Origin of the sequence: Amycolatopsis sp. NPDC001319 (genome assembly GCF_042896185.1) — a bacterium.
In the GTDB taxonomy this organism is placed as follows: domain Bacteria; phylum Actinomycetota; class Actinomycetes; order Mycobacteriales; family Pseudonocardiaceae; genus Amycolatopsis.
Map to the genome: position 1 here is coordinate 94,674 of NZ_JBIAWY010000019.1, position 17,674 is coordinate 112,347.

13 protein-coding genes and 1 pseudogene are annotated in these 17,674 nt (G+C 71.9%); 8 read left to right on the forward strand and 6 right to left on the reverse strand.

Annotated elements, in window-relative coordinates; genetic code table 11:
- The first annotated feature begins 82 nt into the window (after positions 1 to 82).
- Genes ACFY1H_RS44890 through ACFY1H_RS44910 form a run of 5 tightly spaced genes read left to right on the forward strand, consistent with a single transcriptional unit; the run spans position 83 to position 5,716 of the window.
- Positions 83 to 1,648, forward strand: coding sequence for a hydantoinase/oxoprolinase N-terminal domain-containing protein (locus ACFY1H_RS44890; protein WP_386956191.1), 1,566 nt, complete (start codon positions 83 to 85; stop codon positions 1,646 to 1,648).
- Positions 1,635 to 2,717, forward strand: coding sequence for a DUF917 domain-containing protein (locus tag ACFY1H_RS44895; RefSeq protein ID WP_366589103.1), 1,083 nt, complete (start codon positions 1,635 to 1,637; stop codon positions 2,715 to 2,717). The genes ACFY1H_RS44890 and ACFY1H_RS44895 overlap by 14 nt, the downstream gene beginning before the upstream one ends.
- A complete protein-coding gene (locus tag ACFY1H_RS44900; protein WP_366589100.1) occupies positions 2,714 to 3,925 on the forward strand; it encodes an amidohydrolase family protein in 1,212 nt (403 codons plus the stop codon). The genes ACFY1H_RS44895 and ACFY1H_RS44900 overlap by 4 nt, the downstream gene beginning before the upstream one ends.
- A 24-nt stretch (positions 3,926 to 3,949) precedes the next feature.
- A complete protein-coding gene (locus ACFY1H_RS44905) occupies positions 3,950 to 4,333 on the forward strand; it encodes a nuclear transport factor 2 family protein (RefSeq protein ID WP_366589098.1) in 384 nt (127 codons plus the stop codon).
- 54 nt (positions 4,334 to 4,387) lie between these two features.
- Positions 4,388 to 5,716, forward strand: a complete 1,329-nt coding sequence (locus tag ACFY1H_RS44910; protein WP_386956192.1) for a purine-cytosine permease family protein — start codon at positions 4,388 to 4,390, stop codon at positions 5,714 to 5,716.
- A gap of 20 nt (positions 5,717 to 5,736) precedes the next feature.
- Here ACFY1H_RS44910 and ACFY1H_RS44915 read toward each other — a convergent pair whose 3' ends face one another.
- Both ACFY1H_RS44915 and ACFY1H_RS44920 read right to left on the reverse strand, forming a co-directional pair.
- Positions 5,737 to 6,774 (reverse strand): hypothetical protein, encoded by a 1,038-nt coding sequence (locus ACFY1H_RS44915; RefSeq protein WP_386956193.1) that lies wholly within the window; start codon positions 6,772 to 6,774, stop codon positions 5,737 to 5,739.
- Positions 6,775 to 6,830: 56 nt separating this feature from the next.
- The gene (locus ACFY1H_RS44920; RefSeq protein ID WP_386956194.1) at positions 6,831 to 7,277 is read right to left on the reverse strand and encodes a winged helix-turn-helix transcriptional regulator; all 447 of its coding nucleotides are present in this window, start codon (positions 7,275 to 7,277) and stop codon (positions 6,831 to 6,833) included.
- 119 nt (positions 7,278 to 7,396) lie between these two features.
- Here ACFY1H_RS44920 and ACFY1H_RS44925 point away from each other — a divergent pair, with 119 nt between their 5' ends.
- Entirely contained in the window at positions 7,397 to 7,762 is a 366-nt protein-coding gene (locus ACFY1H_RS44925; protein ID WP_366589087.1) for a tautomerase family protein, read from the forward strand.
- Between the two features lie 3 nt (positions 7,763 to 7,765).
- Here ACFY1H_RS44925 and ACFY1H_RS44930 read toward each other — a convergent pair whose 3' ends face one another.
- Both ACFY1H_RS44930 and ACFY1H_RS44935 read right to left on the reverse strand, forming a co-directional pair.
- Positions 7,766 to 11,251 (reverse strand): multifunctional oxoglutarate decarboxylase/oxoglutarate dehydrogenase thiamine pyrophosphate-binding subunit/dihydrolipoyllysine-residue succinyltransferase subunit, encoded by a 3,486-nt coding sequence (locus ACFY1H_RS44930; RefSeq protein ID WP_386956195.1) that lies wholly within the window; start codon positions 11,249 to 11,251, stop codon positions 7,766 to 7,768.
- 102 nt (positions 11,252 to 11,353) lie between these two features.
- Positions 11,354 to 12,820, reverse strand: coding sequence for a class I adenylate-forming enzyme family protein (locus ACFY1H_RS44935; protein WP_386956196.1), 1,467 nt, complete (start codon positions 12,818 to 12,820; stop codon positions 11,354 to 11,356).
- Positions 12,821 to 12,885: 65 nt separating this feature from the next.
- Between ACFY1H_RS44935 and ACFY1H_RS44940 the strand changes: the two genes are divergently transcribed.
- Positions 12,886 to 13,494, forward strand: coding sequence for a TetR/AcrR family transcriptional regulator (locus ACFY1H_RS44940; RefSeq protein WP_366589082.1), 609 nt, complete (start codon positions 12,886 to 12,888; stop codon positions 13,492 to 13,494).
- A 19-nt stretch (positions 13,495 to 13,513) separates the two neighbouring features.
- Here ACFY1H_RS44940 and dxs read toward each other — a convergent pair.
- Positions 13,514 to 15,411 (reverse strand): annotated as a pseudogene (gene dxs / locus ACFY1H_RS44945) (1-deoxy-D-xylulose-5-phosphate synthase).
- Between the two features lie 134 nt (positions 15,412 to 15,545).
- Here dxs and ACFY1H_RS44950 point away from each other — a divergent pair.
- Entirely contained in the window at positions 15,546 to 16,811 is a 1,266-nt protein-coding gene (locus tag ACFY1H_RS44950; RefSeq protein WP_386956197.1) for a hypothetical protein, read from the forward strand.
- 276 nt (positions 16,812 to 17,087) lie between these two features.
- Here ACFY1H_RS44950 and ACFY1H_RS44955 read toward each other — a convergent pair whose 3' ends face one another.
- The gene (locus tag ACFY1H_RS44955; RefSeq protein ID WP_386956198.1) at positions 17,088 to 17,657 is read right to left on the reverse strand and encodes a TetR/AcrR family transcriptional regulator; all 570 of its coding nucleotides are present in this window, start codon (positions 17,655 to 17,657) and stop codon (positions 17,088 to 17,090) included.
- Between the last annotated feature and the right edge of the window lie 17 nt (positions 17,658 to 17,674).

A 17,674-nucleotide genomic window follows, 5' to 3' on the forward strand; every position in this document is an offset into this window, starting at 1 on the left:
TCAGTGTTCAGTTTACTGGATTCACGTTCTGTTTACTGGATAGCGGCGGCGGGCCCTGCCCCGTGGTCCGGGAAGGGCAACGATGCGCATCGGAATCGACGTCGGCGGCACCAACACCGACGCAGTCGCGCTCGACGGCGAGCGGGTCGTGGCGTGGACGAAAACCACCACGACGGCCGACGTGCTCACCGGCGTGGCCACGGCACTCGCCGCAGTGGTCGCGCAGGTCGGCACCGCCGCGGTCGAGGCCGTGGTGATCGGCACGACACAGTTCGTCAACGCCGTGGTGGAGGCGCGCCGCCTCGCGCCGGTGGTCGTCATCCGGCTGGCCACGCCGCCCCAGACGCTCGAACCGTTCACCGACTGGCCGCCGCCCCTGGCCGCCGCGGTACGGGCGCGGGCTCACGTGGTCGGCGGCGGGCACCAGTTCACCGGTGAACCGCTGCAGGCGCTCGACGCGGACGCCGTCCGCGAGATCGCCCGGACGGCGCCCGAGGGCTGCGAGTTCGTGGTCAGCGGCACGTTCTCCCCGGTCAACCCGGACGCCGAGCGCGAAGCCCGCGATCTCATCGACCGGGTGCGTCCCGGAGCGTCGGTCACGCTGTCGCACCAGATCGGCCGCCTCGGCATGCTGGAGCGGGAGAACGCCGCGATCCTCAACGCCGCGCTGCGGCCACTGGCCGTCCGCGTGATCACCGGCTTCGCCGACGCCCTGGCCGACGTCGGCCTCGACGTCCCGCTGTTCCTCTCCCAGAACGACGGCACCGTGATGAACCTGGCCCTGGCGCGGGCGTTCCCCATCCTCACCATCGCCTCCGGGCCGACGAACTCCCTGCGCGGAGCGGCTTTCGAGTCGGCCGAGACGGACTGCATCGTCGCCGACGTCGGCGGCACCACCACCGACATCGGCCTCGTGCAGGGCGGGTTCCCGCGCGAGTCGGCCATCGCGATCGACCTCGCGGGGGTGCGCACCAACTTCCGGATCCCCGACGTCGTCTCGCTCGGCATCGGCGGTGGCAGCCTGGTCGCCGAGCACGACGGCCAGGTGAGCGTCGGGCCCGAGAGCGTCGGCCACCGGCTCACCGAACGCGCGCTCGTCTTCGGCGGCGACACACTCACCCTCACCGACGTCGCGGTGGCGGCCGGCCTCGCCGACGTCGGCGACCCGGCCCTCGTCGCCCACCTGGAAGCCGAGTTCACCGGCCGGGTGCTGGCGCACGTGCACGAGCGGATCGCCGAAGCCGTGGAACGCGCGAAACTCAGCGCCGCGGCCATCCCGGTGATCGCCGTCGGCGGCGGGGCCTTCGTGGTCGGCGACGAGATGCCCGGCGTGTCGGCAGTGCTGCGACCTGGCCACGCGCCCGTGGCGAACGCCGTCGGCGCGGCGACCGCGAACGTCGGCGCGGAGGTCGACCGGATCTACTCCCTCGCCGAGCGCTCCCGCGACGACGTGCTCGCCGAGGCCCGCCTGAGGGCGCACGAACGCGCGGTCGAGGCCGGCGCCGTCGCCGGGACGGTGCGGATCGTCGACGAGGAAGACCTCCCGCTCGCCTACCTGCAGCACACCACGAGGGTCCGCGTCCGGGCCGTCGGCGACCTCGGCACCTTCGTGCCCCCACGTGAGGAGCAGCTCCATGCAGCTCGATGAACCCGTGCTCGACGACCTGGTCACCGGCGCCACCATCCTCGCCGCCGGTGGCGGCGGCGATCCCTACCTGGGCAAGCTGATGGCACGGCTGTCGATCCGCGAGCACGGCCCGGTGCCGCTGCTCGACGTGGCCGGGATTCCCGACGACGCGCGGGTCGTGTTCGTCGCCGGCATGGGCGCGCCGAGCGTCGTGGTGGAGAAACTGCCGCGGGCGAGCGAAATCGTGGCCGCGCTGGAAACCCTGGAACAGCACCTGGGCTACCGCTTCACCCACGTCGCTCCCGCCGAAGCGGGCGGGCTCAACGCGGTGATCCCCGTGACCGCGGCCGCGTTGCACGGCATCCCGATGCTCGACGCCGACGGGATGGGCCGCGCCTTCCCGACGCTCGACCTCGTCACCCCCGCCCTCTACGGCGCGTCCACCACGCCCATGTCCCTCGTGGACGAACACGGCAACCGGCTGGTCATCACCGCGGAGTCCAACGACTGGGCCGACCGCATCGCCCGGTCCGCGATGATCACCTCCGGCTGCGTGATGATGTCGGCGCTGTACCCGATGACCGGCGCGCAGGCCAAGCAGTGGCTGGTGCGCGGTGCGCTCAGCCTGGCCGCGAGGCTCGGCAAAGTCGTGCGGACCGCGAGGGCCGAGCACACCTCGCCGGTGGACGCCGTCGTCGCCGAACGTGGCGGGGCACGGCTGTTCGACGGGAAGGTGGTCGGTGTCGAGCGCGCCACCGAGGGCGGCTGGACGGTCGGCGAGGCCGTGCTGCAGGGCCTCGACGCGTTCGCCGGGCAGGAGTTCCGGCTCGGGTTCCGCAACGAGTACCTGGTGGGCCGGCGCGACGGGCGGATCGTCGCGACCACGCCCGACCTGTTGATGGCGCTGGAACGCGAGACCGGCGCACCGATTCCCGCGGAGGAGCTGCGGTACGGCTACCGCGTGGCCGTGATCGGGCTGCCGTGCGACGAGCGGTGGCGCACCGAGGCGGGCCTGCGCGCTTCCGGCCCGCGGCGATTCGGGTACGACGTGGACTTCACGCCGGTCGAGACCGGTGCGGTGGCCCGATGAGCCGCACGGTCCTGCGCGGCGGCCGGGTGCTCGACGGCACCGGCGCCGCGCCCGCCGACGGCGACGTGGTGATCGAGGACGGCCGCATCGCCGAAGTCGGGCTCGGCCTCGACGGCGACGAGGAAGTCGACGTCACCGGCCGCACAATCCTGCCCGGCTTCATCGACTGCCACGTGCACGTGGTGTTCTCCGGCGTCGACCCGTTCCGGATGCAGCACGAGCCGTTCTCCTACCAGTTCTACGCCGCCGCGCGGAACCTCGCGGCCACTGTGGACACCGGCGTCACCACCGTCCGCGACGCAGGCGGGGCCGACGCCGGGATCAAGAAAGCGCTCTCCGACGGCCTGATCGAGGGGCCGCGGCTGCGCACGGCCGTCACCGTGCTCGGGCAGACCGGGGGCCACACCGACGGCTGGAGCGCGAGCGGCGAGACCGTGCGCCTGCTCGTGCCGCACCCCGGCCGGCCGGACATGATCGTGGACGGCCCTGACGAGATGCGTCGCCGCGTCCGGGAACTCGTGCGCGCCGGCGCCGACGTGATCAAGATCTGCACCTCCGGCGGAGTCCTCTCCCCCAGCGACGACCCGCGCCACGGCCACTTCTCCCCCGAGGAGATCGACGTCTGCGTCGCCGAGGCGGCCGCCGCCGGGCTCGGCGTGATGGCCCACGCCCAGGGCACGGCCGGGATCAAGAACGCCGTGCGTGCCGGGGTCGTCTCGATCGAGCACGGCGTCCACCTCGACGACGAGGCGATCTCCCTGATGCTCGAACGAGGGACCTGGCTCGTGCCGACGCTGATCGCCGGGCGGGCCCTGCTGCGAGACGTCGACGCGGGCACCACGCGGTTGCCGGCGGCCGTTCTCGACAAGGCCCGCGCCGTGACGGCCGAGCACCTGGAGTCGATCCGCCGCGCGGTCGACGCCGGCGTGCCGATCGCGCTGGGCACCGACAGCGGTGTGTTCCCGCACGGCTCGAACCTCGACGAACTGGAGCTGCTCGGCGAGGCCGGACTGTCCCCTGTGGACGCTCTGCGCGCCGGAACCTCCTCCGCCGCACGGCTGCTCGGCCTCGGCGACGAGCTCGGCAGCGTCGAACCCGGCAAGGTCGCCGACCTCGTGGTCGTCGACGGCGACCCGCTCGACCTCACCGGTTACGGCAAGCGCGTCGCGCAAGTCTGGCAACGCGGGCACCTCGTCCGCACCCGTTGATCTCCCTTCCCCGAGGAGTCCCCCATGGCAAAGGCGCCTGACGAAGTCGTGAACCTGGTCAAGGACTGGCTGGCCGCGGGCCACCGGCGTGACGTCGAGTTCATCACGAAGCACTCCCACACCGAGGACGAGAACTTCGTCCACACCGTCGCCTCCGGTCCCGACGGCGCGCTCACCCTCGCGCAGTTCCTGGACCACCTGCGCCAGTACCAGCCGCGTGAGGTGCTGGTCTCGGACCCGCAGGGGTTCGTGCACGGTGACGTCGCGTGGATCTTCGACTCGCCGCGGGTCGACCTGCTCGACGAGGGCGTGATCGACGCCCGCTTCACCGCGGTGCTGCGCCGCGTCGACGGCGATTGGAAGGTCGTGCACGCGCATCTGTCCGAAGGCGTCCCGCACCAGCCCTGACCACCCATCGTTGCAGGGGGGATCCACCACATCGAGCCGGCCTTGGAGGCTGTCATGAGTTCGGCGGGTTCTGACGACTACTCCCTCGCGCGCGTGCCGCTCACCGCGCGCCGTTCCTGGTTCGGGATCGCGGTCCAGCGGTTCGGCCAGCTCTCGGCCCTGATCCAGTTCCTCATCGGGGCCACTCTCGGCTACAGCATGCACTTCTGGACCGCGTTCTGGGCGCTCACGCTGGGCGCGCTGGTGATCGAGCTCGTGTCCGTCCTGGTCGGCGTGATCGCCGTGCGGGAAGGACTGCCGACCGCGTTGCTGGCGCGGTGGACGGGCTTCGGCACCGGCGGCTCGGCGCTGCTGTCGCTCGTGCTGGGGCTGTCCATCACCATCGGGTTCGGCGTGCAGTCGGGCGTTTCGGCGCAGGGCCTGCTGTCGCTGCTCGGCGGGCTGCCGCTGTGGGCGTGGGCGATCGTGTTCGGGCTCGTGGTCACGGGCATCGTGGTCTACGGCATGACGTCGATGGCGTGGACGGCGTACCTGGCCGTGCCGGTGTTCCTCGCCCTCGTGGCATGGTCGGTCGGCACCGAGCTGTCGCGGCACTCGCTGTCGGACCTGGTCGCCTCTCCCCCACCGGGCCCGGCCATGACGCTCGCGCAGGGCGCCGCGCTGGTCGCCGGCTCGTTCATCACCGGCGCCGTGATCACGCCCGACATGGCGCGCTTCAACCGGTCCGTCGGCGACGTCGTGAAGCAGACCGTCGTGGGCATCACCCTCGGCGAGTACGTGATCGGGCTGGCCGGCGTGCTGCTCGCCCACGCGGCGGGTTCCAGCGACGTCATCGCGATCATCGTCTCGTCCGTCGGCTGGGTCGGGGTGCTGGTGATCCTGCTGGGCACCGTGAAGATCAACGACTGGAACCTCTACAGCGCGAGCCTCGCCCTGGTGTCGTTCGTCGAGATCATCTTCCGCCGCAAGGTCCACCGCGCGGCGGTGACGATCGCCGTCGGCGTGGTCGGCAGCATCACCGCGGCGTTCGGCGCACTGGACTGGTTCACCTCGTACGCGGCGGCCCTGGGGTACATCTTCCCGCCGGTGGCCGGGATCATGCTGGCGGAGTACTTCGTGGTCCGCTCGTGCCGTCCGTTGCTCGACCGGGGCCGCGCCACGGACGAGCTTCCGCCCGAGGCGCCCCGCTGGGTCCCGGCCGCGCTGGTGGTTTGGGTGCTGGCTTCGCTCGCGGGCGCGTTGGCGGGCTTCGGAAGCCCGGCGATCACGTCACTGGTGGCGGGGTTCGTCCTCTACGCGGCGGCCGGGAAACTCGGCCTGGTGCGGCGTCCGGTCGTGCCCGCGGCCGAACCCGCTCCGGCCACCGCGGCGGAAGCGTCGTGACGTCTTCGCCGGACGGCCGGCTACCGCGGCTCTTCGTCGGGGAGGTCCTCGACGGACAGCCGCAGCCAGTCGTGCTCGAGGAGAACGTGCAGGTCCGGCCCACGGCCGATGGCGCGGACGGCGGGCAGTTCCCGGCCGTCCGGCCGGACCAGGCGGTACTCGCCGGTCACGTGCACGCGGTCGTCGCCGAGGACACCCACGACGAGCCGGTCGCGCTCGGCGCCGTAGCCCCCGTAGAACACGACCCGGGAACCGCCGACGGCCAGGGCCCTGGCGCCGTGGACGTCGTTGTGCCAACCGGTCACCTCACCGTCTCGGATGCGCACGACGGGGAAGTCGGTGTAGTGGGAGGTCCACGCCGTGTCGCCGTCGACGTTGAGGGCGTAGCAGTCGCTGATCCCCCAAGACCCGTGCTCGTCGGGCGGGCGGAAGCGCCAGGTCAGGGTCAAATCGGCGGAGAAGCGGTTCAGCCCGTGATCGCCGAGGGGTTCGTCGGCGTTTTCGCCACCCCAGCCGTAGTTTCCGAAGACGCCCTCGTCGAAGTAGCCCGCCCAGATCTCGCCCCGGCGCGTCGCGCCCACGTGTTCGATGCCGTCGCCCAGGGTCTGTTCGATCACCGGCGTTCCGTCGGCGTCGAAGACGATCGCGTTGCGGTCCGGGCCGCCCTCGCGCCACCGGCACCGGGCGCCGACGATCAGCGTCCGGCCATCGGGCAACGGCTGCACGTGGGGGTGCGCCACCGGAAGCCGTGCGATCCGCGTGGTGCCGATCGGTTCCGGTGCGTGCACGCTCACGCGGGCCGCGACCGCATGGGGCGCCACGGCATCGGGAAACGTGGCCCAGCCCGGCTGCGTGGTCGTGGACCGCAGCGCCGCGAGATCTTCGGGCGTCGACCAGAGGGCCACGGCCTCGCCGGAGGGGCCGATCGACGCGGTCACCCGCACGTCACCTTCTTGCGGGGCAAGGATCTTCGCGTGGTGCCGGAGCCGGACAGTGGGCAGGGTCAGCATCTCGGCGCGCCGTTCGAGGTCTCGTCGGCGGTAGTCAGCTTCAGTCATCGAGAACATTCGAGCACGGTCAAGCGCCCGTGGCCCACCGAATTTCGCGAAGGCGCTCACCAGGCGCCCGGTTCGAGCTCCGCGGTCAGGTCGCGCCAGCCCACCGGTTCGCCGCAGTGGGCGCACGTCGGGCGGGGGTCGGCGGGGTGGCCGCAGTCGCGGTGGTGGAGGCGGACCGGGGGGACCTCGTTCTGGTACTTGTCGCCCCAGGACATGACGGCGAGGAGGATCGGGTAGAGGTCCGCGCCCTTCTCGGTGAGGCGGTATTCGTGCCGCGGCGGGGTGTCCTGGTACTGCACGCGGTCCAGGACACCCTCAGCGGTGAGCAGGCGCAGGCGGTCGTTGAGCACGTTGCTGCCGAGGCCCAGCTTGGTGCGGAAGTGGTCGTAGCGCCGCTCACCGCGGAAGCACTCACGCAGGATCATCATCGTCCAGCGCTCGCCGATGACCGACCACGTGCGGGCGACGGAGCAGTAGACGTCCTGGAGCTCGTCGTGCTTCATGGCAGCCATCGTAGGACAAGGCCGAGTAGGACAACTTTCGAGTCTTACCTGGTTGCGGGCATCGTGGCTGCCCCCTAGAGTCGGACTCGATCCGAGTCCCGGCGGCCGAGAGGACGACGATGCCCTTCTACCAGTTCACGGTCCCGAGCGGTGGCGCGACGCTGAAGCACCGGGCGGAAGTGGCGGCGGCGGTGACGAAAGTCCACGCCGAGGTCACCGGCGCGCCCGAGGTCTACGTGCACTGCTCGTTCACCGAGGTCGCGCCGGGCAGCATCTTCGTCGCCGGGGAGCCGGTGACAGGCCCGCGTCTGGTCGGCTTCCTCCGCTCCGGCCGGCCGCCGGAGCTTCGGGCCCGGCTGCTGCACCGGCTGGCCGACGACTGGTGCGCGATCACCGGCGACGCCAAGGAAAGCGTCGCGATCTTCCTCACCGAGATCCCCGGCGCGAACGTCCTCGAAGACGGCCGGATCCTCCCCGAGGTCTGAGCCTCAGAGCACCCGCCGCACCAGCTCGGCCTGTTCCTTCTGGTGCCGGTGGTGCGAACCCGTCGCGGGTGACGCGGCCGCGGGCCGCGACACCACCGTCAGCCGCTTGCCGGCCGGCGGTTCGAACTCGCCGCGCAGGAACGACCACGCTCCCTGGTTCTTCGGTTCCTCCTGCGCCCACACGAGGTCCGCGTTCGGGTAACGGGACAGCACCCGCGTCAGCTCCGCCTGCGGCAACGGCGACAACTGCTCCAGCCGCACCAGCGCGACGTTCCCGCCCGCCCGCGCGAGCAGGTCGTAGTACAGCTTTCCGGACACCAGCACGACCTTCTCGACGGCGGCGGGATCGAGATCGCGGGGGTCGTCGAGCACCGGCGCGAAGGCACCGTCGGTGAAGTCCGCGACGGCACTCGTCGCGGCCCGCAGCCGCAGCATGCTCTTCGGCGTGAACACCACCAGCGGCTTGCGCACCGGTGCGAAAGCCTGGCGCCGCAACAGGTGGAAGTAGGACGCCGGCGTCGACGGCTGCGCCACGATCAGGTTCTCCTCGGCACACAGCTGCAGGAACCGCTCGATCCGCGCCGACGAGTGGTCCGGCCCGCGGCCCTCGTACCCGTGCGGCAGCAGCATCACGACCGACGACGACTGGCCCCACTTCTGCTCCGCCGAGCTCACGAACTCGTCGACGATCACCTGCGCACCGTTCACGAAGTCGCCGAACTGCGCCTCCCACAGCACGAGCGCGTCCGGCCGCTCGACCGAGTAGCCGTATTCGAACCCGAGCGCCGCGTACTCGCTCAGCAGCGAGTCGTAGATCCGGAACGGCGCCTGCGTCTCGCCGAGGTGCGCCAGCGGTGTCCACTCCCGGCCGGTCTCGTGGTCGTGGAGCACGGCGTGGCGCTGCACGAACGTGCCGCGCCGGCTGTCCTGGCCCGCGAGCCGCACCGGCACGCCGTCGAGCACCAGCGAGCCGAACGCGAGCAGCTCCGCGAACGCCCAGTCGATGCCGCCCTTCTCCCCCATCTCCGCGCGCTTCGCCAGCAGGGGCGCGAGTTTCGGGTGCACGGTGAAACCCTCGGGCTGATCGGTGAACGCCGTCGCGATCTGTTTCACGGTCACGTCGGAGATCGCGGTCGGCCGCACCGGCGCGGCGCGCCGAGTCTCCGAAGAGGCGACACTGTCCACGGTGGTCTGTGCGAACGCCCGCTCCAGCCGTTCGCCGAAGTCCCGCTCGGCGGCCGCGAACTCGTCCTCGGTGAGGTCGCCGCGCCGCGTGAGGATGTCGGTGTAGAGCTTGCGCACCGAGGGCTTGGCCTCGATCACGGCGTACATCCGCGGCTGGGTCATCGACGGGTCGTCGGCCTCGTTGTGCCCGCGACGGCGGTAGCAGATCAGGTCGATCACCACGTCGCGCCCGAACTCCTGCCGGTAGGCGAACGCGAGCCGCCCGGCGCGCACGACGGCCTCGGGGTCGTCGCCGTTCACGTGCAGCACGGGCGCCTGGATCGTCTTGGCGACGTCGGTCGAATACACCGACGAACGCCCGTCCTGCGGCAGCGTGGTGAACCCGACCTGGTTGTTGATGTTGACGCGGATCGTGCCGCCGACGCGGTAGCCGCGCAGCTGCGACATCTGCAGCGTCTCGGCGACCACGCCTTCGCCGGCGAGCGCCGCGTCGCCGTGGACGATGATCGGCAGCGTCGAGAACCGCCCGTCGCCGCTGCGGTCCTGCCGCGCGCGGGCCACCCCGAGCAGCACGCCGTCCACCGCGTCGAGGTGCGACGGGTTGGCGGCCAGGTACACGGGCAGTTCGGCACCGTCCGCGGCGGTGAAGACGCCCTCGGTGCCCAGGTGGTACTTCACGTCGCCAGAACCGTCACCCGCCTCGGCGCTGTCCTCGAACTCGTCGAAGATCTGGCGGTGCGTCTTGCCGGCGATGGTGGCCAGCACGTTGAGCCGGCCGCGGTGCGCCATCGCGATGGTGGCGCCGGACAGGCCCTCGCCGGCCGCGCGGCCCAGGATCGCGTCGAGCAGCGCGATCGCCGACTCGCCGCCTTCGAGGCTGAAGCGCGTCTGGCCGACGTACTTGGTCTGCAGGAACGTCTCGAACGCCTCGGCTTCGGTGAGCTTGCCGAGCAGGTGCAGCTGCTCGCCTCGACCGGGCTTCGCGAACGGCTGCTCGACGCGTTCACGCAGCCACCGGCGCTGCTCGAGATCCTGGATGTGGGTGTACTCGATGCTCAGCGTGCGGCAGTAGGCGTCCCGCAGCACAGCGAGGATGTCGCGCAGGGCCATCCGCGCGCGGCCGCCGGTCGCGAACTCGCGGTCGAGGTCCCAGAGGGTGAGGCCGTGGGTGGCCGGGGCGAGGTCCGGGTGCGAGCGCTGCCGGTACTCCAGCGGGTCCGTGTCGGCGGCGAGGTGACCGTGGGCGCGGTAGGCGTCGATGAGCTCGTGGACCCGGGTCGTTTTGTCGACCGCTCCGGTGACCTCGGCGGCCCAGCGGAGCGGCTCGTACGGGATCCGGAGCGCGGCGAAGACGTCGTCGTAGAAGCCGTGCTCACCCAGCAGCAACTCCTCGACCAGGCGCAGGAACTCGCCACTGCCCGCACCCTGGATCACGCGGTGGTCGTAGGTGCTGGTGAGCGTGAGGGTCTTGCCGATGCCGTTGTCCGCGAGCCACTCGGCACTCGCGCCCTTGAACGCCGCCGGGTACTCCAGCGCGCCCGCGCCGATGATGGCGCCCTGGCCCTGGGTCAGGCGCGGCACGGAGTGCTCGGTGCCGATCCCGCCGGGGTTGGTCAGCGACAGCGTGAGGCCGGCGAAGTCGTCGACCTTCAGCGCGCCGCCGCGGGCGCGTTCGACGAGGTCTTCGTACGACGCCAGGAACTCGGCGAACGTCAGCGTCTCGGCGGCCTTGATCACCGGCACGACGAGCGTGCGGCGGCCGTCGGGGCGCGCCAGGTCGATGGCGATGCCGAGCCCCACGTGCTCGGGCGTGACGACGGCCGGCTTTCCGTCGACCACGGCGTAGTGGACGTTCTGGCCGGGGAACCGCTTCACGGCCTGCACCAGTGCCCAGCCGAGCAGGTGCGTGACGCTGACCTTGCCGCCGCCGATACGGCGCAGGTGGTCGTTGACGACGATCCGGTTCTCGACCAGGAGCTTCGCCGGCACCGTGCGGACGCTCGTGGCGGTCGGCACGGAAAGGCTCGCGTCCATGGCCGACGCCAGGGTTTTCGCGGTGCCGCGCAGGACGGTGACGTCTCCGTCCGGCTGCTCACCGGGCGCCGGTGCGACGGGAGGCTGCGTGCTCGGGGTGTCCGGGGTGTCCGGGGTGTTCGCCTCGGGCCGGTAGTTCTCGAAGACCGGCCACCAGGACCGGTCCACCGAGGTCTTGTCCTGCCGATACCGGTCGTACAGCTCCTCCACCAGCCACTCGTTGACCCCGAACCCTGCCGGGGACCCCTCGTCGACGTCCGTGCCCGCCATTTCGATCCAGCTCCTGTTCCCTGAGAACGCTCGTTCTCACCGCTCGACATCAGTCTACGCCCCGGAAGAGGACCGTTCGCCCGGCCCCGGATCCGGGGGAAATCAGTGGTGTGGCAAGCGATCCACGACGTGCACCACCGTCGGGACCTTGTACGGCGCGAGGCGATCGCGCAGCCACTCGCGCAACGTCGTGCCGACCGCCGGATCGGTGGTGACGACGTACGCGGCCACCGTCTCGCCCCACCGCGGATCGGCGACCCCGGTCACCCGGACGGCGGTGACGGCCGGATGCGTGAGAACGACCTCTTCCACCTCGTCCGGGTAGACGTGGAACGAGCCGGTGTTGATCATCCCGTCGAGCCGGCCGGTCAGCCGCAGGTAGCCGACGCCGGTGAGCTCGGCGGTGTCGCCGAGCCGGCACCAGCCGTCCACATCCGCGAAGGCGGGCGAAACCATCGGGCTGCGGGTGCGGACTTCCCCGCCGACGATCCGCAGGTCGACGGCGGGGACCGGGCGGCCGCACGTCCCGGCCACCTGCTCGTCGCCCGCGAGCAGGCGCCCGTGGTCGTCGGGGCTGAGGACGGTGAGCGGCCAGCCGGCCTCGTAGCGGCCGTAGAGCTGGCAGAGGGTGCCGCCGAAGACGCGGTGCAGACGGGCGAGCTCGGCCGTTTCCACCGGCGCGCCACCGTAGAGGACGCGGCGCAGCGAAGCCAGGCGGCCGGGGTCGCCCACCGCGTCGGCGACGCGGCTCAGCATTCCGGGAACGGCGAACACCGTCGTGATCCGGTGCCGTTCGATCGCCTCGGCCATCGCGCCGGCGGAGAACCGCGGCAGCAGAACCTGGGGCAAACCCAGGTGCAGGAAGGGAAAACTGCCGACCAGGCCGGTCGCGTGCATCAGCTGGACGACGGTCAGGTAGCGCTCGCCGGCGGCGAGCGGCGGGCCGTAGCCACCGGCGCGGTGGAGGTCCACGTTGATGTCGATGATGGCGCGCCAGTTGGCGTAGCTGGTGGGGATGCCGAAGAGCTCGCCGCCGCGGACCGCGCGCGGGTAGACGACCAGTGGCTGTTCCGCGCGGACGCAAACCCGGTCGAACCACTCGGGGCCCGGTGCCGGTGAAGCGTCGTGGTGCACCAGAGTCGCGGCACCGAGCGCCGTGCTCGTCCAGCCCGTCGGATCGTCGCGGACGTCGTCGTGGTGGCCGTCGGTCAGCACCGCCCGCGCGCCGCCGGCGTCGAAGATCGCCCGGGTTTCGGCTGTCGCCGCGGACGGTTCGACCGGCAGGCGCGTGGCCCCGGCCAGCTCTGTGGCGAGAAACGCCTCGAGCGCGGCCGCGCTGTTGCGGAACGACAGGCCGACCGTCGCGCCCGTCAGCCCGCGCTCGATCAGCCGGCCCGCCAGCGCCCGGGCCCGTCGCAGCAGGTCTTCGCCGGTGCGGGTCACGGTGCCGTCGGGGCTGGAGGTGAGCACGGTGTCGGCGGCTCGGGTCAGCGCTTCCCGGATCTCCCGGCCCGCTTCGATCCCGGAGGGACGGTCCATGGTGTCCTCGTCGTCGGTGAGAACGTTCATTCTCACGGTGGTGGTAGTCTAGGGTTCACTTTTCCGACCGTCAACGTCCGCTTACGTGAGGTGCCGTGACCAGCGCCGAGGAACTCCGAGACCCCGTCCGCGAGCAGCTGCTCGACGCCGCGGAGCAAGTGTTCTACTCGCGGGGCATCCAGGCCGTGGGCATGGACCGGCTGCGGACCGCGGCGAACCTGCCGCTGCGGCGGATCTACCAGCTCTACCCCAGCAAGGACGACCTCGTCGTCGCCTTCCTGCGCCGGCGCCACGAGCGCATGATGGGCAGCATCGCCGACTTCGTCGCCAAGGCCGACGAGCCGCACGCCCGCGTGGCCGCGATCTTCACCTGGCTGCACCGCTGGTTCTGCGAGGCCGACTTCCGCGGCTGCCCGTGGATGAACGCGTTCGGCGAGCTCGGGGCCACGACCCCGGCGGTCGCCGCCGAGGTGCACCACCACCAGCGCGAGTTCCGCAAGCTGCTGTCCGGCATCGTCACCGACGCCGGCTTCTCCCGCGAAGCCGGCAACGCCGTGTACTTGCTGGCGGAGGGCGCGGTCTCGGCGGCCGCCGTCCAGCGCACCGCCACCCCGGCCGCGGAAGCCCGCCGGACAGCCGAGATCATCATCGGCGCCGAAACGCCCGGCCCCCGTCGCCGCGGCGCCGCCCGCGCCCAGTCCTGAGCGCGGGCGGCCGCGGCCGTCAGGCCGACGGTGCGGTGGATTCCTCTGTGGACACCGCGAGAGCGGCGCCCCACTCGGTGATCCGGGTGCGGACGGCCTGCGCGGACAGGCCGACGCGGGCCCGCACGTCGTCGAGCTTGCCGTGCGCGAGGAACTCGTCCGGCACCCCGATTTCGCGGACCGGGGTGTCGACGCCGGCGGCGTGGAGCTGCTGACCGATCCGCGAGCCGACTCCTCCGGCGACCACACCGTCCTCCGCGGTGACCACCAATCCCGCACCGCGAGCAAGGGAGACGAGTGCGGCGGGCAGCGGCTTCACCCACCGCGGATCGACCACGCGGACCGTGAACCCGGCGTCGGCGATTCCCGGAGCCGCGGCGAGAACGTCCGTGGCCATGGTGCCGATGGCGACGACGAGCACATCGACGTCACCTTCGCCGGACTCCCACAGGACGTCGACGTCGCCCTCGCGGCGGATCGCCGGCACGCCGGCGACCAGCGGAGACTTGGGAAACCGCACGACGCTCGGCCCCTCGTCGTGGGCCACCGCCGCCCGTAGCGCAGCTCGCAGCGTCGGTTCGTCCCGCGGCGCCGCCTGCACGAGCCCCGGCACCATCCCCAGCAACGCGTAGTCCCACACCCCGTTGTGCGAAGGCCCGTCCGCGCCCGTCACGCCCGCGCGGTCGAGCACGAGCGTGACCGGCAGCCGGTGCAGCGCCACGTCGAAGAGGAGCTGGTCGAACGCGCGGTTGAGGAACGTCGAGTACAGCGCCACCACGGGGTGCGCGCCGGCGGAAGCGAGGCCGGCCGCGGAGGTCACGGCGTGCTGCTCGGCGATCCCGACGTCGTGGAAGCGCTCGGGGAACGCGCGCGCGAACTTGCCCAGGCCCGTCGGCTCGCGCATCGCGGCGGTGATGGCGACGAGGTCCTCGCGTTCGGCGCCCAGCGCGGTGATCTCGTCGGCGAAGACCGAGGTCCACGTGCGCTTTTTCGCGGCCAGCGGCCGTCCGGTGTGATGTCGAAGGCGGCGGGAGCGTGCATCTGCTCGACGTCGTCGTCTTCGGCCGGCGCGTAGCCGTGACCTTTGCGCGTGACCGCGTGCAGGACCACCGGCTCGCCGAAGTTCTTCGCCAGCGTGAACGCGCGTTCGAGGGCGGCGAGGTCGTGGCCGTCGACCGGGCCGACGTACTTGAGCCCGAGATCCTCGAACATCCCTTGCGGCGCCAGGAGATCCTTGACGCCGCGTTTCACGCCGTGCAGCACGTCGTACACCAGCGGCGCCTTCTCCAGCGCCCCCTTCACGGAGTCCAGCACGCGTTCGTAGCCCGGCTGCAGGCGCAGCTTGGCGAGCCGGTCGGCCAGCGCGCCGGCGGTGGGCGAGTACGAACGGCCGTTGTCGTTGACCACGATCACCACGGGCCGCCGGGCCGCGGCGATGTTGTTGAGCGCTTCCCAGGTCATCCCGCCGGTGAGCGCCCCGTCGCCGGTCACCGCGACCACGCACCGAGTCTCGCCGCGCAGTTCCAGGCCCTCCGCAAGGCCGTCGGCGTAGGACAGCGCCGTGGACGCGTGGGAGTTCTCGATCCAGTCGTGCGCGCTCTCCGCACGGGCGGCGTAGCCGGACAGCCCGCCGGTCTGGCGCAACCGCTCGAAGCCGTCCCGGCGCCCGGTCAGGACTTTGTGGACATACGTCTGGTGCCCCGTGTCGAACAGGATCGGCTCGTCCGGCGAGTCGAACACCACGTGCAGCGCCACCGTGAGCTCGACGACGCCCAGGTTGGGCCCGATGTGGCCCCCGGTCGCCGACACGGTCCGGATCAGGAACTCGCGAATCTCACCGCACAGCGCCACGCGGTCCTCGAAGCTCAGCCGCCGCACGTCTTCCGGGCTCGAAACGCCCGAGAGCAAGCCGGTCATGCCACTCCCCTCGCCCACCGGCCCACCTGGCCAGAGCCACCCGAACGTACAACACGGTGAGAATGGTCGTTCTCAGAGGGCGCGGTTCGGCGGGCAAACGGGTTCCTGACAATCTTCGGTTACCGTCCCCGCCCATGCGGCTGATCATGAAGACGACGGTGCTCGCCGTCGCGGCGATCGTGGCGGGATCCGGCACGGCGGTGGCGACCGGGGACCCGGCGGCCACCCGCCGGGTCGAGACGGTGGCCTACGACCTGGGTGACCAGGCGTTCACGCCACCGGCGGACCTCGGCTACGAAGGCAAGAACGAGCTCGACGGGGTCGTCTACTACCCGTCCGACTTAGCCGTCGGCACCCATCCGGTGATCATGATCGAACACGGCTCGTGGCAGACCTGCGCCGACCGCGCGGCGACCGACGCCAACGCCGCGGCCCAGGCCGCCCTGGCCGCGGCGCAAAAGGCCGGCGACGACGCGGAAGCGGCGCGGCAAAGCGCGATCGTCGAGCAGACGTCCGCGCGGATGTGGGCGTGGCCGTGCGCCCCCGGCGTCCCGCCGCTGCCCAGCGAGGCCGGCTACGAGTACCTCGGGCGGCAGCTCGCGCGGCTCGGGTTCGTCGTCGTGTCCATCGGCACCAACGGGATCAACGCGACGGCGGGCGGCCAGGCCCCGACCGTCTACTACGCGCGGGCGGCGCTGCTCAACGCCCAGCTCGCCCTGTGGCAGCAGCTGGCGTCGACCGGGCAGGGACCGCTGCGCGGCCACTTCACCGACCCGGCCACCGGAAAGCCGCGTGCCGTGGGCTTCCAGGGCCACCTGAACCTGGACGACGTCGGCACCATCGGCCACTCGATGGGCGGCGGCGGGGTCATGCAGCAGGCCGCCGACCAGCGCCGCGGCGACTGGCCCGCGGGGGTGACCGTGAAGGCGGTGTTCGCCCTCGCGCCCACCGACAACTGGAACGACGAGGCCGTGACGCAGGTGCCGTTCGCCCAGATGTGGGGCACGTGCGACCAGGTCAACACCGGCCGCTACTTCACGAGCAACTCCGGCCACAACCAGGTCCCGATCTACCGCTTCACCCTCACCGGCGGCAACCACGACAACTACAACACCCAGTGGTCCCCGAGCGGCCACCAGGTCGGCAGCTACGACGACGCCGTCCCCGGCACCCGCCCGGGCACCTGCCGGTCACAGTTCCCCGACGGCCCGCAGCAGGACCAGCCCCGGCTCACGGAGCCCCGGCAGCGCGCCATCACGTCGGCCTACGTCACCGCCTTCTTCCAGCGCTTCCTCAACGGCCGCACCGACTTCGACCCCGTCCTCACCGGCCAGCACCACCCGGCCGGTCTGCCGAACGCGATCGACGTCGGCTACACCCCGGCGGCCGGTTCGCGCTGACCCCGGCCAAGCGCCGCGGGACTTCGGCAGGTCCGCAACCGGCGGGAGCACCCGCGGCGTCTTCCTGAGGTCGAGAGCGAGGGCGGCGCGCCAGCCCATCGCGGCGGCTTTCCCTTCTCCGGACAGCAGAACTTCCCGGCCCTCCGCGGAGGTCCGCCACCGCTGGACGACCTCGGCACAGGTCGGCCCACCCGGAGCGGCTCATCGAACGGGGCTCGTCTCCGGTCATAACACTTGGCGGCGCGGCGCAGGTGGGCCGAGCCGGCCCGCCGCGGGTCAGCTCGACACGGCGAGGCCGTGCATAGCCGTGGAGAGCAGGCGTTCCATCAGGTCCACGGGGCCGCCGGGTTGCTGGGCCGCCCAGGCGAGGCCGAGGGCCAGGGAGATGACCTCGTAGACGGTGACGTCGGCGCGGACGCGGCCGGAGTCCTGGGCGCGCGCGAGCAGCCGGCCTGCGGACGAGCGCATCGCGGCGCACGAGGCGTGCAGCGCGGACTCCTCGTCCGCCAGTGCCGCCATGATCGACTCCGGCAGGCCCAGGTAGGTGCGCGCGCCGGTCGCCAGTTCGCCGAGCCAGGTGAGCAACGCGTCGGGTGCCGCGAGGTCGGGAGTGTCCGCCAGTGCCTCCGCCCGCGTGCGCAACGCGGCGAAGTTGCTGTCCAAAAGGGACTCCAGCAGCGCCGCACGGGTCGGGAAGTGCCGGTAGAGCGTGCCGATGCCGACGCCGGCTCGGCGGGCGACGTCCCGCAGCGACGCATCGGTGCCCTGTTCCGCGAAGGCCTCGCGTGCGGCGGCCAGCAGGAGGTCGCGGTTGTGCGGCACCCCGGACGGCGTGGCTTCGGTCACGCGAGCTCTCCCGCCTT

Excerpts from the sequence above, each read along its gene's own strand:
- ACFY1H_RS44915 (WP_386956193.1), bottom strand. The coding sequence starts at position 6,774 with ATGACTGAAGCTGACTACCGCCGACGAGACCTCGAACGGCGCGCCGAG.
- ACFY1H_RS44920 (WP_386956194.1), bottom strand. The coding sequence starts at position 7,277 with ATGAAGCACGACGAGCTCCAGGACGTCTACTGCTCCGTCGCCCGCACG.
- ACFY1H_RS44935 (WP_386956196.1), bottom strand. The coding sequence starts at position 12,820 with ATGAACGTTCTCACCGACGACGAGGACACCATGGACCGTCCCTCCGGG.
- ACFY1H_RS44910 (WP_386956192.1), top strand. The coding sequence starts at position 4,388 with ATGAGTTCGGCGGGTTCTGACGACTACTCCCTCGCGCGCGTGCCGCTC.
- ACFY1H_RS44895 (WP_366589103.1), top strand. The coding sequence starts at position 1,635 with ATGCAGCTCGATGAACCCGTGCTCGACGACCTGGTCACCGGCGCCACC.
- ACFY1H_RS44925 (WP_366589087.1), top strand. The coding sequence starts at position 7,397 with ATGCCCTTCTACCAGTTCACGGTCCCGAGCGGTGGCGCGACGCTGAAG.
- ACFY1H_RS44890 (WP_386956191.1), top strand. The coding sequence starts at position 83 with ATGCGCATCGGAATCGACGTCGGCGGCACCAACACCGACGCAGTCGCG.
- ACFY1H_RS44950 (WP_386956197.1), top strand. The coding sequence starts at position 15,546 with ATGCGGCTGATCATGAAGACGACGGTGCTCGCCGTCGCGGCGATCGTG.
- ACFY1H_RS44930 (WP_386956195.1), bottom strand. The coding sequence starts at position 11,251 with ATGGCGGGCACGGACGTCGACGAGGGGTCCCCGGCAGGGTTCGGGGTC.
- ACFY1H_RS44900 (WP_366589100.1), top strand. The coding sequence starts at position 2,714 with ATGAGCCGCACGGTCCTGCGCGGCGGCCGGGTGCTCGACGGCACCGGC.
- ACFY1H_RS44905 (WP_366589098.1), top strand. The coding sequence starts at position 3,950 with ATGGCAAAGGCGCCTGACGAAGTCGTGAACCTGGTCAAGGACTGGCTG.